The organism is Natronolimnohabitans sp. A-GB9, from assembly GCF_030848565.1.
Taxonomy (GTDB): Archaea; Halobacteriota; Halobacteria; order Halobacteriales; family Natrialbaceae; genus Natronolimnohabitans.
Map to the genome: position 1 here is coordinate 1 of NZ_JAVDDV010000024.1, position 13,047 is coordinate 13,047.

The window sequence follows — 13,047 nt, forward strand, 5'->3', positions numbered from 1 at the left end:
TATATTGATTTTGCCAATAGCAATAGGACTCGTCTCTTATTTCTCCAGTGATTCCTTCGTATCTGGGGTTCTATACGGGTTTCTAATGGCAGTTATTATCTTACTCTTTTACTGGTGGTCAGACATACTCGGCAATCCTGAATACGCGGGATGGCCGTTCAATAACAAGTAGTAGATAGCCAGTGCGACCATTCTTATCCCTGTAGTGACCGCTCGACTTTCCGCGTTGATCGACATTCACACCGTCCCACATTCGCGCTGTGTATTCAGCACGCAGTTCGTATCCGCTCTGAAGGATTTCAACAGAGCCTGGTACTCCGTTTTTCTGGAAAGTGAGAAATTCGGGAGTTTCAGGCCTCTATTCCTTACGCTGGCCTCCAGGCCAACTTACAACCGATCGACGTACTTCATTCGAGTCTCTCTCTCGTCCTCTTTTGTCTGCTCGTTATAGTGTTTCTCGAGCGTCTCGATACTCACGTCGCATCGGTCACTAACCTTGTCTTTGGGCCATCCACTATTGAGGTGGTGTGTTATTGCTCCCCGGCGAATGGGATGCATTGATGTTGACGACGGACAGCCGAAGGCTTTCGCTTTTTTCTGAGCTGCTTCGCACGTCTCTATGTCTTTGTTATGCGGGCAGTCGTTCGTGTACACGCACGGGCGCGAGAAGGCCACGACGTTCTTGTACGCCCGCTGCCGCGTGAGGCGTTGGGTTCTCGTAGTGAAGAGTGGCCGCCGGTTGTAGTCGTCTCTCGCGTCCTCACGATGGACCTCGATGTAATCGTTTAGGACGCCAATCAGTTCTTCGGAGATCGTGACGTTGCGTTCTCCCTTGGGTCCGTTTTTGAGCGACGTTCCCTGCTCCTTCCGGTCGACGAACTCGAGCTTCCGTTCTGCGGGATAGAAGTCACCAATGTCGAGAGCGATAGCTCCTGAGATTCGACAGCCAGTCTCCCAGAGCGTGTAGAACAGCGCGTGTTGTCTCGAGGCATACTGGTAGGTTTCAAGATAGCCAAGAATCTCCTGTGCCGTCTGGAGCGTTATGTGTTTGTGGCTGGCTTGATCGGCTTCTGGGATCTGCGGTATGTCGATCTTCTCACCGATGCCCAGCTCGACGAGGCTGGAACTCTCGCACCAATTCACGAACGTTTTGATGTGCTTGACGTTGCTTTTGAACGTGGCGGGTGCGAGATCATCTTTTTGCCTGTTCAGTTTCCACTGCTCGATTAGGTAGCCGTCCATCTCTTGCATAGATTCGACGCCTTCTCGCTCGAGGTATTGGACGAAGTGTTTGGTTGGGTATTTGTAGGCGCGGTAGGCTGAGTGTTTGAGGGTAGCCTTTTTTGCTGTCAGGAAGTCGCGCCGTGCTTTGCGCGGGTGAACGTTTCGGTTGGGTGTCATTGATCGGGTTCTCCGATCACAGTCGGTCGTGTGTACTCACGCTGGGGTGTAGCGGTCGCACCGAGTGGCCACCTATCTGAGATTATGAATCCTGAAGGGGTAAAGTGGAAACGCCGAGCGACGGTTGCGAGGCGTTGGGTCGGGGATTTATTTCGTGAGTCGTTAGGCGAACGAAAGGGTTCAAATCCCTCCGACCCCATTTGAAATAAAAACCGAGGAGCGGCTTCTCTCGGGTTTTCGACATACTTCGAACACGGGGTGGTCTGCGTGACGACCGCCCCCTGGCCATCGACGACTGGCCAGTCGACGTGTCGCCACTGCGGATCTCACGTTTCCGATCAGTTCTGCCGCGTCTACGGCGACAATCGGGATCGAGTTCACCGCTGTCCCGAGTGTGACACCTACTGCCGACTGACCCGTGGGTCCGCAGCTGGGACCGACGTCGCGATCCCCGACCCCGAGACGTCGGAAGGCCGCCACGGTGGTGAGGTCGATGTCTGAGACGTTCGTTCGTGCGAGCGACCTGGACGACGTCTCGAGTCGAACGCCCATCGCCCATCCAGCAAGCGAGGCGGTTCGTTGCTTGCTCGAGGAATGCAAGAACACTGTTTCGTGGCGAGATGAAAATCAAGACCAAGCGACTTACAGCGGGAGTGACCAGTCGTGGCCGCAGTCTGGACACTCGAAGTCTGCGATCGTCTCGTCCTCAGAGACGTATTTGTCGACTAATTCACCTAGTCCATCATCACACTCAGGACAACGGGCTCTCATTGCTACTATACGTCGTCTTAGCGACCAACCCCGGTTGAGTCTCCTCCCCAATTGCTTTGGTAGTTCATCTATCGAAACCTGTCTGAACGTTACGAAGCGTTCCAGAAACCACCCGGTGCCGAACGAAAGCGGAGGTCAGCGATGAGCGTCGATCGCGACGATCGCGACCTCGAGGCCGAGCTGGCGAGCGCCGATGCTGGCCGGGTCGGGATCCCCGTCGACGCGGTCTGCGTGGGCTGTGGGCGGACCCGAGTCAAGCGCGTCGATCCAGCGGCGATGGATCACGATTCCCAGGTCGACCCGACCACGCTCGAGGCGACGGACTGCGCGTCGTTCAAGCATATCTGTCACTCCTGCCAGGCCGCGACGTGGTGGAATCCGGTGGCCGTGTTGACCGGCCTTCTCGAGTCTGATCGGGGTGATCAGGAGTGACGTCCGACCACCCGGCGACGGCCGCTCACGAAATTCGAGGCTATCTGACCTACACCGAGTACGGCGACTCACCGTACTGGCAGTGGGGGAAAGTGGTCGAGGCGTACGACGGCGGTCAGAAGGACATCAACATCGATATCGACGGCGAACGGTGGGTCGTCTCCGTTGGCTACCAGGATGGTGGTCTCGAGCCGCGCCCGTCGGACAAGGTCGACGGAAACCTTCGCGAATACCGCGTCACGGCTCACGGCGAAGACGAACGGAAGCTCCCGCTGTTGATTCAGCCCCGACTCGATTGGTCGAGCGAGCGTCGTCCCCAGTCCGTCCCCGCCGATCTCGGGCTCGCGACGAACGTCAAGCTCGAGCAGTGTGTCAACCTCGAGCCCGAGGAGATCGAGGAGCTGATCCCGCGTGTGCTGTCGGCGATCGCGGAGAAAGTCGACGTCGACTGGTACGCCGAATACTTCACCGGCACACCACACGAGTACTCGAGAGTCACCCAGTATGAGCGATACCTCCGTGTCGACCGGGAGTACGCACGCAAGATCGTCAGAAGCGATGGGATCTTTCACCGACTGTTCCACTTGCTCGCCGACCAGGAGGGATCGAAGATCGTCTACTCGGCGGACAACCGCGACGTCGTCGGCTACAATCACCAGCTCCGGCTGCCGACGAAAGCCGTCTCGAAGATGTTCCCCGACGGTACCCGTCATGGGCTCCAACTCAAGCACTATCACCCGGAGCACGTCCGCAAAGACGAGAAAACCGACGATGGCGAACTCGACCCGTTGTACCATCCGAAACTCGGTGCGCTGTTCAAGAAGGGACTGAACGGCGGCGCTCATCCCTGGCACGAAATCGACGGTCTCGGGCAGGAACTCGAGGAGACGCTGATCAACACCCTCGAGTGGTCGGACGTCCCGACCAAGGGATCGACGTCGTTCGTTTCCGACTGGCACTTCGACGCGACCGAGCGATCCGACCTGGACGTCGCGCTGTTCGACGATCCGACGCCAGCGATCGAAACCGAACAGGAGTCCGTGTTGATCTCGACGCTGACCAGGCTGTCCGATCGCGACCAGGACGTCCTCGAGCGGGTGGCCGTGACCGATGGCGGGAACGCCCACGTCGACGAGATCGCCGAGGAAACCGATTGGTCGACGTCGACGGTCTACCGCGCGCTGCGGAAACTCGGCGATCTGCTCGAGAACGACAACGGGAACGTGTCGTTCATCTCGGCGAAGATCCGCGATCGCGTTCGCGAGTTAGTCGACCAGCTCGACGAGACCGTCGAAGCGACGACGCGGATTATCGAGGATACGCTCGACGTCGATCCGCGCGATCTCGAGCGAAAGGGTCGGGCGTGGCAGAACTGGCTCACCCGGTACGGCGCCGAACTGATCCGCAAGGGAGAGCAACCGAACGAGAACGCGAAGATCCGCATTCGGGAGATCCTGAACACCTACAAGTCGGTACAGCGTGTCATAGAATCAGTCTCAGCCGGTCAGTAGAACTGCGAACTGATCGAAGAAGAAATTACCAGATAAGAGTAGTATTTGTACTGGTATGCAAGATGGAAGGCGCGAGTGTTGCAGACAAAATGACCTACGACCACCTCGGAACTGCCACTGTGAATCGATTCCCGTCGTCATACTCGAAAGTACGCTTACCGTTCGACAACTGCGAGACTTTAGTTTCTGGGTGGGGACGCACTACTGGCACAGGCAAGCATTTATAATAGATCTTGATGGATCGATAAAGCAACCCGGGATAGGGTACTAGTCTGCCGGGAGGGCATCGAGCCGTCGCAGGCTATACGTTCGAGGCAATATTTCGTGTTCATTTTCAAAGTAATCGTGGAGAGCATCATCGTATCCGCCGTCTGGTGCTTCGATAGAATCCACCTCTACGTACCTGTTTTCGTCATCATCCCATTCATATAGGAATCCGTACCCGCCTGCACCAGCTTCCTGTGTATACGCTACAAGTGCCCACCCGTCACCATATCCAAGAGACAGCGTTGCAGCAACCCATACCTCAACTACGGTATTATTGAGATCAGCGCCGTACACGTACACCTTCCCGTCTTCCTCAATCACATTTATGTCCTCAAAATTGCCGTGTTCCGTGATGTAGTCCCAGTTTCTTGCACCTGGATTAATATCGTTGAACACGCCGTAGTCCCCAGTGTACGATGCAGGGATGGATTCGATATCATCACCTGACAACGCTGCCTGAAGGTTTGTCTTAACGGCCGTAGGACTGACATCGTCTGGTGCTATCGTGATGCAGACCTCATCCCAACTACCCATGTTTAGCAGGTCACTGTTTACACCCCGGATGTTAGTGCTTTACTCACCGACGAACTTCCCTGGCCACGCAAGGAAGTGAAGAGCGTCAGCTCGCCGTCGCAGACATGTTTGAACTCTCATCAACCGGGCGGTCACATTCATCGGTTGTGTCCCAAACCTATCTAGAGTCGTAACCTACCGATCCCGTCGTAAAGAGGTCTATGACATATACTTCCATGTCGAAAAGGTATTCTTCTTAGCCACCCTGTCGATATGCTCTTTTCTTTAAGTTGATTAGAGGTGACGTATAGGTGAGAATGAATGCCGCTATCTACGCTCGTGTTTCGACAAACGAGCAAGATCCGCAACGGCAAATCGAAGACTGTCGCGGGACGCTCGACGAGCGGGACAGTGATAGGGCTTAGCGTAATTCGAACATCTGCACAACTTCGGACTCCGCCCCCGAAAAACGGAGGTCGATTCCGCGTGAGCCGAGTTTTCGACTCATCGTGATCAACACGCGTGAACGGTATACTCGGTTATTTCGGTCTTCAGCGACAGCGCTGGCTAGCGATAGCAACAACCTCCTTCGAGGGAGCGGGGTATAATGTCGGTGGAACGTGTATTCGATCGAAAGTTGCATAAGTGAAGTTGACAACCAGCAATACTCGGGCCGTGGTGTTCCAATCGACGTCGGTCATAATCGTGAGCCGAAAATCTCGAGTGTCGACGGACAGGCCGCGATCACGCGTGTAATCCTCGAACGATGAACTTCCTGGTAATCCTCCCCCTGGTATTCGTCATGATCGGCGGGCCACAAATCCTCAGCGCCATCTTTCTGGCCACGAGCGAGGACTGGCGGCGGAATTCGGCCGCGTTCGTCTTCGGCGCCTCCCTCTCGATCAGTCTCGTCGTCACGCTCGCGTATTATTTCGGCAGTGGCGTTCGTCAAGGCGGATCGAACCGGATGCTGCAGCTGTTCGTACTCGTCGTTCTCCTCGCCGCGATGGTGAACGTCTACCTGAAGCGCGAGCAATCGGAACCCCCGGCGTGGATGGGGAACTCGAGACCGCGACTCCGACGTTCTCGTTCCAACTGGGATTCCTGTTGATGGGGTTCTTTCCGACCGACATTCTCACGTCGATCACCGTCGGGACCTACCTCGCGAGTCACGGCGATCCGCTGTGGTACGCGACCGGGTTTGTCTTACTGACGCTACTGTTTCTGGCCGTTCCATCGCTTTCACTGGTTATGATCGGCGACCGTGCGGAGACGCTCCTTCCGACGGTTCGCACGTGGATGAACACACATTCGTGGATCGTGAGCGAAATCGTGATCCTCATCTTTGTCGTGATTACCATCAACAACATCGTCGGGTGACTCTCTATCGAAGGGGATAGTGGCGTCGGAAACGCCACGAGCAGGCGGTGGTTCCGGGTACCGTGTACACGATAGCGACCGTCGCTATCAGCACTGAGACGGTACCGTCGACGTTCCTCGAGTACAGGTACAGGGCAGGGAAACTCACGCTAACCGCCGGAAAGCTACTTTGCGAACTTTGTGGGGAGTTGGAGTGGAAGATGTCGAGAAGATCTAACGCCAGTGGACAGGAGCGACGGAGTACGAATCGTCGACGGTTTTTGAAAGCGACCGGGGGAGCGGGCGCCGCCGGCCTTGCAGGCTGTCTGGGTGGCGAGTCGACGGCAACCGCCACCGCTTCCGAGGCGGACGATAGCAGCGACGAAGACGACGGGGGTGACGAGACGCCGACGGACACGATCACACTCGGCGGCTCGATGAGCCTTTCCGGCGATCTCTCCGACCTCGGTCGGCTGTATGCGGACGCGTACGAATTGACCAGAGAGCGAATCAACAACGCTGGCGGCGTCGAAGCGGGCGACGGTACTACCTACGATCTCGAGCTGGTCCTGCGAGACGACGAGAGCAACCCCTCGAGGAGCGAAGCCATCTACCAGGACCTCGTCAACCAGGCGGGGATCGACTACCTGGTGGGGCCGTACTCGAGCGGAATTACACTGCCGGCCAGTGACGTCGCGGCGAACGCCGAGCGGCCGATGGTTGCGGGTGGCGGCGCTAGCAGGCAGATACTCGAGCGCGACAACGAGTGGATTTTCAGCCTGTTACCGACCGCCGACACCTACGCCACCACGCATTGGTCTTTAGTTAGGCCTCAGCAGCCGGCTTGATGGCGATAGCGAGCTGTTCTTGGAGAATCGGGCGTTGTTTGTGGATCTTCTGCGCGTCGGCGATGAGGCGGTCAAGCAGTGGTGGTGGAGAATACCCGAGGTAGCCACTCAACCGGTAGAGAATGAGCTGGGCGTGCGACCGGAAGGTCGCCGCCCAGCGTTCCGGCGGGAACACGAGCTCATCATCTGCGTGTTCGATGACCAGACTGAGCAACTCACGGCTCACGACCAAGGACAACAGCGCCGCGTACAACAGAATCTCTACGACGTGCTTCTTCGTCGTATCGAACTCATCCAGTCTGTACTGCGTCTTCAGCTCCCGAAACAGTAGTTCTACCTCCCACCTGCACCGGTAGATCGTCGCTAGATCCTCCGGCAGGAACTCTTCGCGTGAGGGATTCGTGATGTACAGGTGGTAGTCGTCGGCGTCCTCGTTGCGGACGCCGACGACGCGGAACCGTTTCGTATCGCGTGACTGCGTGCCCGCGTACTCTCTCCGGTCAAACTCGATCTCAACTTCGACATCGATGTACTTGCGACAGAGATCGTCCACGACGTCGAAGATTTTCTTCCCCTCCAAGGGAATGGCGCGGCCGCTCCATTCCCGTAATTCGTCGGTTACAACCGGGTTAGAGCTGCGTTTCAGTCGGCTCACGAAGTAGCCGTCGTTCTCGTCGATCAATGCGAATCGTCGGTACTTGAAATAGGCCAGGTCGAGGATCGCTAACCGGCCTTCGAGCCACGATCCTGTCTCGAACTGTGTGCTGTCGTGTCGTTTCTCGTCTGTGACACTGAACCGGTCGATCGTCTGCTCAGTGACGTTGTGGAGCAGGTGGAGCCGTGCTCCAGCCTGCTCCTCACGGCGACCTTCGTACTCCTCAGAAAGCAACTCGTGGAGCCGGAGAACCGTTCCATCTGCGATCATTACGTCTCTGAATCGGTTGAACTCTTCTGAGACAGTGTGGGGAACAGCGACCTCGTCGAGCCCGTACTCGACGAGGTCGCGGAGGTACTCTGCGAGAGTCGGCGTCAACCGCTGATAGAAGCCTCCTGAGGACAATGTCTTGTCTGCAGTTGAGTTGTAGCTTCGTCTGAAGCTGGCGAGCGTTCGGCTTGCGCCGCCGGCGAAGCCGAACGCAAATGACCAGACGAGCGGAGGAATCTGCAGTTTCCGGTCACGCTCGACCACGCCGACGGCATCGGCGTGGTCTTCGAGCGCTTCAGATGGAAGGAAGTTAGTGAGACGACGTTCTACTTCACGTGAGGAGGGTTCGGAGTGCACATCTGACGCCTCCTCATTGCTTCCGAAAAGAACTCTCGATAAGCCGCCGCTGTCGTGCGGTTTTGCGCCTAACTAAAGACGGATGGGGTCGAGACTAACTGTGAACTGCGCGTCGATTGTGGCGTGCATGGGTCACTTCGGGGTAGGTACCAGAGGTGACCCTGTTTCCACAGGAGTCAGTTACGACTCTAGACCAGTTTGGGACACGACCAATTATCTTCGCGTCCGTCTCCAGAGAATCCTAGAAGTGCACCTCCCTGAGAATTAGGTATCTCTGGAGTCAATTGATCCAGTGCCTTCTCTGTATTTGATATAAAGTACTTTCTAGTACCAATTGGTACAATCGCGATAGCAGCGGTGAGTATAATCAGCAGTATATCCAATATAATACTCATATCTCTCTTCCATTCAACTATGCTGATAAATACTACGAACCAGATTATGATATTGTCAGCCGGCAGTCGGTGACCGAAGATCGAGCGATCGGGCAGCGTCCGCCGAAATAACGATATTCATCTCCCCGAGTTCCACCGGACCGTCCGCGACCGATTCGATGAGATCGGCGAGCGCCTCGAGGTAGGTTCGATTACGATCCTCCTTGATCGTCAGCGTCGCCTTCCCGTCGTGTTCGACCGCGCGATTCTCGAGGTACGCGGCAACGAACGTTTCGCGGACGTCGGTCGGAGCGCTCTCGAGGTAGACCGGCAGCGAGAGATGTTGCTCCGTTTTCGAGCCCACGGGAGCACCGAGCACCGAGAGCACACGCCCGAGAACGGGACCGTCGGTCGTCGGCCGCGCTTCGTCGGCACGGCGATCACGATCGTCGACGAGCTGGTAGTCGACCCCGGCGTCCTCGAGCGCGGTGAGTACGTGGCTGTCCGTCCCGTGGAGCGCGAACGACGGCATGTAGTTTCGCTCGGTGATCGACCCACCCGAGAAGACGTTCGCGACGAGAACGTTCAGCGGCGTGAACTCGGGATCGGCGTACCCACACTCGAGCCAGCCGTAGTCGCGGGCAGTCTCGAGCCCACGTACCGGGTCGGGTTTCGAGCCATCGAGCCACGGCCGGACCCGACCCCGCGGGAGATCGAGTCGCGACGCGACGGCACTCGAGCCCTGGTCGGGATGTCGCTGGTGGTGCTCGCGGACCCGGCGATAGTCTTCGACGGCACTCCAGGTGTCGGCGTAGGCCCGGGAATCGTAGGTGCGCGCGAGCGCGCGCTCGGCAACGAGCGACGTGGACATGTACGGATCGTGAGGTCGAACGTACATTACTGTTGTCAAGTATCGGTTTCAGATCTGAGAATTGCCCTCAAACACGGTTCAAGGCCCTCTTGGATCGGTTCTGCGAGTGGCTGATTATCAGATCTGAAAACCTTTCGTTCCTACTGGACTGTCATTACCCCATAGGTTTATACGAGGGAAAGGATCTCGTTGCAATCAACATCCGACAGCGACGAAGGAAGGTCGCTCGAGGTGGCTGGTATGCGTGGTCCCTCGAGCGCACACATGGCGGTTGGACGTCGCCGTGTATAACCCTTCTCGCCGATCGGATGTGGTGAGAAACCATGGACGCAGACCTAACCAAATACAGACAGAAGTTGATCGGAAGCGAGGAGGAACGCGCAGTATCACCAGTCATTGGGGTCATCCTGATGGTGGCCATCACCGTTATCCTGGCAGCCGTGATCGCGGCGTTCGTGCTGGATATGGGTGATGATATGGGCAGTGAACCGTTGACTGCCTCCGTTGATAGTGAGGTGACGTACTCTGATGACGAGGTCGTCATCGAAGCCATCGATACGGGGAACGCGGACGAATTTCTAATTCGTGCAACTGGCGAGAATGAAGATGACATCTTTGATGATGGTCAGTCTGATACCTTCACATTCGACGGATCGGGTGACACTGTAATACTATCCGCGGATGAGGATAATGACGACGTGGACTTTGAGGAGAGTGATGTGAGTGAATTCACAAGTGATGGTGACAAAGAAGCAGAACTACGAATTATTGCAGTTGACGGTGACGACGAGACACAAGTTTCCAGCGTAGATGTTGTCTGGAATAATCAATAAGATATCCAAATAGATTGATTATGGACGCAGACCTAACGAAATATAGACAGAAGTTGATCGGAAGCGAGAAGGAACGCGCAGTATCACCAGTCATCGGGGTCATCCTGATGGTGGCCATCACTGTTATCCTGGCAGCTGTGATCGCAGCGTTCGTGCTGGATATGGGCGATGATATGGGTAGTGAGCCGTTGACTGCCTCCGTTGATAGTGAGGTGACGTACTCTGATGACGAGATCGTCATTGAAGCCATCGATACGGGGAACGCGGACGAATTTCTAATTCGTGCGGACGTCGATACGGAGGATGGTAGTTCAGACTTCGGTGAGGAATTCTTCTTTGATGAGGATGAGAGTGACGATGTCTCAGAGTCTGGAACATTTACATTCGACGGAGCGGGCGACACCCTAGCGCTCGAGCCGGATGAAGATATTGACCAAATACATGACCTGAATGATGATGTTGGTGAATTCACAAGTGAAGGTCCTCACGAAGTGGAACTGTCGATCGTTGCGATCGACGGTGACGATGAAACACAGGTCTCCTCTCTGGAAGTCAACTTCGATGAAGACACTACCACCGGCAGTCCCGACTAACTAATCAATCATCTACCAACAGCAATTACCATATTTTATATTATTATGTATTATGTGTAGTGTGTCACTCGAGATCGTCGCTATCTAATTCTCCCTCGAGATACGCACATCCACGATCAGTAATCCGATAGAGACCGTCGTCGACACGGTCGACGAGTTCGGCATCACGCAACTCTCCAAGCCGAGCGCTCACATAGTGCCTCGAGTAGTCCGTATTCACTGCGAGCACCCGTGGTGAAAGAACGAGATCGCTGTCAGCGAGGGTCTCGAGAATTCGATCGTCTGCTTGTGTCATCCACGATACCCTCGGTCTTGCCATACCGGCACGTGCCATGCTGGCACTTTAGCGATACTGGTTGATACACCTGATCATAACGTATGTTATCCTACAGATTAACGTAAGTTCGGTTAACTATAAGTAAGTGGAACGTTTTGGCTCGCGTGACGGAGGCCAGACGGACCCACCGCTATCCGGTCGGTCCTCGAGAAAACGCGGACCCGGTGTTAGGGGCACCGGCCCGCCTGGCTCCCGTACCAAAGCTACGGAAGCATGTACGCGAACATCGCAACGGGGCAAAAAGCCCCCGATCGATCGCATCGATCAGCCAGTGGTCCACGACCTACGGCACGAACTACGGTTCACGACGCACCCGCGACTCCGCCACGATCTCGCCCGGTCGCTGCGTTCCGGACGGCGATCGCCGATCGTCCGTTCGAACGTGACGACGTCGAGAACGGGCCGATAAGCGCGTTCTTCCGCGCCGATCGCTGGCAGGAGCGTGGTGACCGTGAGTAGGGATCTCTCGCCTCGAGAGGCCCGTGACCGGTTTCTCTCCCGTCGTCGACAGGAGAACACCGAGAAGACGGTTCGAAGCTACGAGAACCGACTGACTCGGTTCGTACAGTGGGCCGAAGACGAAGGCATCGACTCGATGACGGAGGTGACCGGCTGGGATTTAGACGAGTACCGGGCGGCTCGCGAGGCCGCGGGCGTCGCGCCCGCGACGCTGAAGGGACAGCTCTCGGCCGTGAAACAGCTGCTCGATTACTGTGCATCGATCGACGTCGTCGAAGACGATCTCCCGGAGAAGGTGAACGTCCCGACGCTCTCGCGAGCGGAGGAGTCCAACGACACGATGCTCGAGGTCAACGACGCGGAGTCGTTGCTGTCGTTCTTCCGATCGTCGACCCATTGGTTCGGCCGCCCGGAGCACGCGTTCCTCGAGGTCACCTGGCACGTGGGCGCTCGGATGAGCGGTATCCGTGCCCTGGATCTCCGTGACTTCGATCCGGACCGACAGACGCTCGAGTTCCGACACCGGCCGCCAACGCTGTTGAAAAACAAGGACGAGGGCGAACGCGTCGTCGGAATCTCCGAACCGGTCGTGAAGGCCCTGCAGACGTACATCAGCCGCGAGCGGTTCGAAAAACGCGACGAGCAGGGACGCGAAGCGAGTCAATGCCCGACCCGAGACGATCCGGCGACACTACTACAAAGCGACCGAGCGGGAGGAGTTCGAAGAACTGCGCGCCGAGACAACTCTGAAACTCGACATAGAAGACAACGATGAGTGACGATATCGCCCGAAATTTGGAGCGTACAGCCCTGAAGATGCCGCGATACCGAGTAGTGTCCATCCCTCCGACCCCATACTTTCCCTCCGAACAAAACTGTAATAATCAGGGATTACAATTCTTCCGAACTTTCCATTATAGATGACACTTCGGATTTCTTGTCGCTATCCATCCCGGGAGAACCTTCCCCGGAAACCAGTTCTCGAGCAGTGTTGTGTCTCCCACACTCTGAGGAATAGTACGTATCCGAAGAATGCCTGATGTGTCCCCAATCGCGTGTACTAGCGGAATGCAGCCGTGCGGTGACACCTGTTGCAGAAGCTGGGTACTATCGACGCTGAGTAACCCGACCAAGCGACGGCTCGGACTCGAGCTGGCGTCCCTGTATCGCTCGAGAGGTCAACCCGTCGCTGTCCG

At 56.5% G+C, this 13,047-nt stretch carries 14 protein-coding genes; 9 read left to right on the forward strand and 5 right to left on the reverse strand.

Annotated features, from left to right (window positions below; translation table 11 throughout):
* Positions 1-387: 387 nt before the first annotated feature.
* A complete protein-coding gene (locus RBH26_RS18555; protein ID WP_306759867.1) occupies positions 388-1,251 on the reverse strand; it encodes a site-specific integrase in 864 nt (287 codons plus the stop codon).
* A gap of 408 nt (positions 1,252-1,659) precedes the next feature.
* Between RBH26_RS18555 and RBH26_RS18560 the strand changes: the two genes are divergently transcribed.
* The 3 genes from RBH26_RS18560 to RBH26_RS18570 all read left to right on the forward strand — a co-directional run bounded on the left by RBH26_RS18560 (position 1,660) and on the right by RBH26_RS18570 (position 4,115).
* Positions 1,660-1,902, forward strand: a complete 243-nt coding sequence (locus RBH26_RS18560; protein WP_306759868.1) for a hypothetical protein — start codon at positions 1,660-1,662, stop codon at positions 1,900-1,902.
* A 411-nt stretch (positions 1,903-2,313) separates the two neighbouring features.
* The gene (locus tag RBH26_RS18565) at positions 2,314-2,604 is read left to right on the forward strand and encodes a hypothetical protein (RefSeq protein ID WP_306759869.1); all 291 of its coding nucleotides are present in this window, start codon (positions 2,314-2,316) and stop codon (positions 2,602-2,604) included.
* Positions 2,601-4,115 (forward strand): hypothetical protein, encoded by a 1,515-nt coding sequence (locus tag RBH26_RS18570; RefSeq protein WP_306759870.1) that lies wholly within the window; start codon positions 2,601-2,603, stop codon positions 4,113-4,115. Before RBH26_RS18565 ends, RBH26_RS18570 begins: the two co-directional genes overlap by 4 nt.
* Before the next feature lie 267 nt (positions 4,116-4,382).
* Here the strand turns inward: RBH26_RS18570 and RBH26_RS18575 are convergent, their stop codons facing one another.
* On the reverse strand, positions 4,383-4,916 hold the full coding sequence (locus RBH26_RS18575) for a hypothetical protein (protein WP_306759871.1): 534 nt from the start codon (positions 4,914-4,916) through the stop codon (positions 4,383-4,385).
* 745 nt (positions 4,917-5,661) lie between these two features.
* Between RBH26_RS18575 and RBH26_RS21380 the strand changes: the two genes are divergently transcribed.
* The 3 genes from RBH26_RS21380 (at position 5,662) to RBH26_RS18585 (ending at position 7,102) form a co-directional block, all read left to right on the forward strand.
* Positions 5,662-6,006, forward strand: coding sequence for a hypothetical protein (locus RBH26_RS21380; protein WP_345784089.1), 345 nt, complete (start codon positions 5,662-5,664; stop codon positions 6,004-6,006).
* Positions 5,946-6,275, forward strand: a complete 330-nt coding sequence (locus tag RBH26_RS21385) for a GAP family protein (RefSeq protein WP_345784087.1) — start codon at positions 5,946-5,948, stop codon at positions 6,273-6,275. Before RBH26_RS21380 ends, RBH26_RS21385 begins: the two co-directional genes overlap by 61 nt.
* 200 nt (positions 6,276-6,475) lie before the next feature.
* On the forward strand, positions 6,476-7,102 hold the full coding sequence (locus tag RBH26_RS18585) for an ABC transporter substrate-binding protein (protein WP_306759872.1): 627 nt from the start codon (positions 6,476-6,478) through the stop codon (positions 7,100-7,102).
* Here the strand turns inward: RBH26_RS18585 and RBH26_RS18590 are convergent.
* Positions 7,080-8,384, reverse strand: a complete 1,305-nt coding sequence (locus tag RBH26_RS18590; protein ID WP_306759873.1) for an IS4 family transposase — start codon at positions 8,382-8,384, stop codon at positions 7,080-7,082. The two genes, RBH26_RS18585 and RBH26_RS18590, sit on opposite strands and share 23 nt — an antisense overlap.
* 450 nt (positions 8,385-8,834) lie before the next feature.
* Positions 8,835-9,629, reverse strand: a complete 795-nt coding sequence (locus RBH26_RS18595; protein WP_306759874.1) for a hypothetical protein — start codon at positions 9,627-9,629, stop codon at positions 8,835-8,837.
* A gap of 323 nt (positions 9,630-9,952) precedes the next feature.
* On the opposite strand from RBH26_RS18595, the gene RBH26_RS18600 reads away from it, so the two are divergent.
* Together RBH26_RS18600 and RBH26_RS18605 are read left to right on the forward strand one after the other, a co-directional pair.
* Positions 9,953-10,462, forward strand: coding sequence for a type IV pilin N-terminal domain-containing protein (locus RBH26_RS18600; RefSeq protein WP_306759875.1), 510 nt, complete (start codon positions 9,953-9,955; stop codon positions 10,460-10,462).
* A gap of 20 nt (positions 10,463-10,482) precedes the next feature.
* Positions 10,483-11,055, forward strand: coding sequence for a type IV pilin N-terminal domain-containing protein (locus tag RBH26_RS18605; RefSeq protein ID WP_306759876.1), 573 nt, complete (start codon positions 10,483-10,485; stop codon positions 11,053-11,055).
* A gap of 64 nt (positions 11,056-11,119) precedes the next feature.
* On the opposite strand, the gene RBH26_RS18610 is transcribed toward RBH26_RS18605, so the two are convergent.
* The gene (locus RBH26_RS18610; protein WP_306759877.1) at positions 11,120-11,350 is read right to left on the reverse strand and encodes a helix-turn-helix domain-containing protein; all 231 of its coding nucleotides are present in this window, start codon (positions 11,348-11,350) and stop codon (positions 11,120-11,122) included.
* 493 nt (positions 11,351-11,843) lie between these two features.
* On the opposite strand from RBH26_RS18610, the gene RBH26_RS18615 reads away from it, so the two are divergent.
* Positions 11,844-12,626 (forward strand): site-specific integrase, encoded by a 783-nt coding sequence (locus RBH26_RS18615; RefSeq protein ID WP_306759878.1) that lies wholly within the window; start codon positions 11,844-11,846, stop codon positions 12,624-12,626.
* Positions 12,627-13,047: the final 421 nt, after the last annotated feature.

Bases quoted from the DNA above. Each gene is read 5' to 3' on its own strand.
- RBH26_RS18585 (WP_306759872.1), top strand. From the start codon at position 6,476: ATGTCGAGAAGATCTAACGCCAGTGGACAGGAGCGACGGAGTACGAAT.
- RBH26_RS18575 (WP_306759871.1), bottom strand. From the start codon at position 4,916: ATGGGTAGTTGGGATGAGGTCTGCATCACGATAGCACCAGACGATGTC.
- RBH26_RS18600 (WP_306759875.1), top strand. From the start codon at position 9,953: ATGGACGCAGACCTAACCAAATACAGACAGAAGTTGATCGGAAGCGAG.
- RBH26_RS18555 (WP_306759867.1), bottom strand. From the start codon at position 1,251: ATGCAAGAGATGGACGGCTACCTAATCGAGCAGTGGAAACTGAACAGG.
- RBH26_RS18610 (WP_306759877.1), bottom strand. From the start codon at position 11,350: ATGACACAAGCAGACGATCGAATTCTCGAGACCCTCGCTGACAGCGAT.
- RBH26_RS21380 (WP_345784089.1), top strand. From the start codon at position 5,662: ATGAACTTCCTGGTAATCCTCCCCCTGGTATTCGTCATGATCGGCGGG.
- RBH26_RS18605 (WP_306759876.1), top strand. From the start codon at position 10,483: ATGGACGCAGACCTAACGAAATATAGACAGAAGTTGATCGGAAGCGAG.
- RBH26_RS18565 (WP_306759869.1), top strand. From the start codon at position 2,314: ATGAGCGTCGATCGCGACGATCGCGACCTCGAGGCCGAGCTGGCGAGC.
- RBH26_RS18595 (WP_306759874.1), bottom strand. From the start codon at position 9,629: ATGTCCACGTCGCTCGTTGCCGAGCGCGCGCTCGCGCGCACCTACGAT.